2 protein-coding genes are annotated in these 1279 nt (G+C 64.5%); both read right to left on the reverse strand.

Annotation, left to right across the window (positions count from 1 at the left end; genetic code table 11):
• Window positions 1-11: 11 nt before the first annotated feature.
• Entirely contained in the window at window positions 12-878 is an 867-nt protein-coding gene (locus BGE01nite_RS28755; protein WP_246145816.1) for an IS3 family transposase, read from the reverse strand.
• Window positions 845-1225 carry a transposase gene (locus BGE01nite_RS28760; RefSeq protein WP_146856403.1) on the reverse strand — a complete coding sequence of 127 codons (381 nt, stop codon included), beginning with the start codon at window positions 1223-1225 and terminating at the stop codon, window positions 845-847. Before BGE01nite_RS28760 ends, BGE01nite_RS28755 begins: the two co-directional genes overlap by 34 nt.
• Between the last annotated feature and the right edge of the window lie 54 nt (window positions 1226-1279).

Raw genomic sequence — 1279 nt, forward strand, 5'->3', positions numbered from 1 at the left:
CAAAGTGAGGGTTAGTTGTTGAGGAAGGATAATTCGAAGGCCACAGGAGATAGGAAGTCCAGGGAGCTGTGCAGACGCACGGGATTGTAGAAGGTTTCGATGTAGTCAAAGACCATGGAACGCGCCTGGGCGCGGGTGGCCGGGACGGTGCTGGCAAAGCATTCCGTTTTCAGGGTGGCCCAGAAGGACTCCATGGCGGCGTTGTCGTAGCAGTTGCCACGGCGGCTCATGCTCTGGGTGATGCCGTGCAGGTGCAGCCGGCGGCGGAACACGGCGCTGGCATACTGGCAGCCCTGGTCGCTGTGGTGCAGCAAGTCCTTTCCGGGGTGGCGGCCGCGTGAGCGCAGGGCATTGTCCAGGGCACTGGCGGGCAGCGTGGTTGCCAGACTCTCGCCGGTCTGCCAGCCGAGGATGCGGCGGCTGCACAGGTCCATCTCGGCGGCCAGGTAGAGCCAGCCCTCGCCTGTGGGCAGATACGTGATGTCACTCACCCACACTTGGTTAGGCTTGTCCGGGGCTGGCCGTGCAAGGAGGTGGTTGGAGGCAGGCACGACGCCGGGATCAGCCACGGTGGTGCGGGGCAGGAAGCGGCGCTTCTGGCGCACACGCAGGCCTTGCTCGCGCATGAGGCGGGCGATGCGGTTCTTGCCATGACGCAGGCCCCGGGCGCGCAGGCAGCGCACAAGGCGCGGGGAGCCGTAGGTGCGGCGGCTGGCGTCAAAGCAGGTGTGGATCTCGGCGGCGAGACTGGCGTCCTGGATGCGTCGCGGACGCTGGCACTTGCGCAGGTGGGCGTGATAACCGCTGCGGCTGACCTGCAGGGCCTGGCAGGCTTGGGTGAGGTTCATGAGCGGGTGCTGGAGGTGGAGGGCCTGGATAAGGTCGTAGCGCTGCCGTCTTGCTGGGCGACTATGGCCAAGGCTTTTTTTAAAATGTCGTTCTGCTGGCGGGTGGTCTCGAGTTCACGGCGCAGGCCGGCGATCTCGACAGCGCTGGCCACGGCACTGGCTCTGCCTGCGCTCGTGCTTACGTCGCTACGCTCCGTGCGCAGGCTCGCTGCGGCAGAGCCAGTGCCGTAGCGTTTTTTCCAGTCCCGGAGGTTCCAGTGGGAGATGCCCAGCTCGCGGGCCAGTTGGGCGGCCTTGCGGCCACCCTCAAGCAGGGCGACGGCGTCGCGTTTGAACTGTTCATCATAGACGCGTCTGTTCGGTTCACTCTTGTTCATGTCAGTGGGTGTTTGTTACCCAACTTTTGCTGTCCGCATTAACGAAGAAGGCTC

The organism is Prosthecobacter gellanilyticus (assembly GCF_007992435.1).
Taxonomy (GTDB): Bacteria; Verrucomicrobiota; Verrucomicrobiia; order Verrucomicrobiales; family Verrucomicrobiaceae; genus Prosthecobacter; species Prosthecobacter gellanilyticus.

Bases quoted from the DNA above. Each gene is read 5' to 3' on its own strand.
- BGE01nite_RS28760 (WP_146856403.1), bottom strand. From the start codon at position 1,225: ATGAACAAGAGTGAACCGAACAGACGCGTCTATGATGAACAGTTCAAA.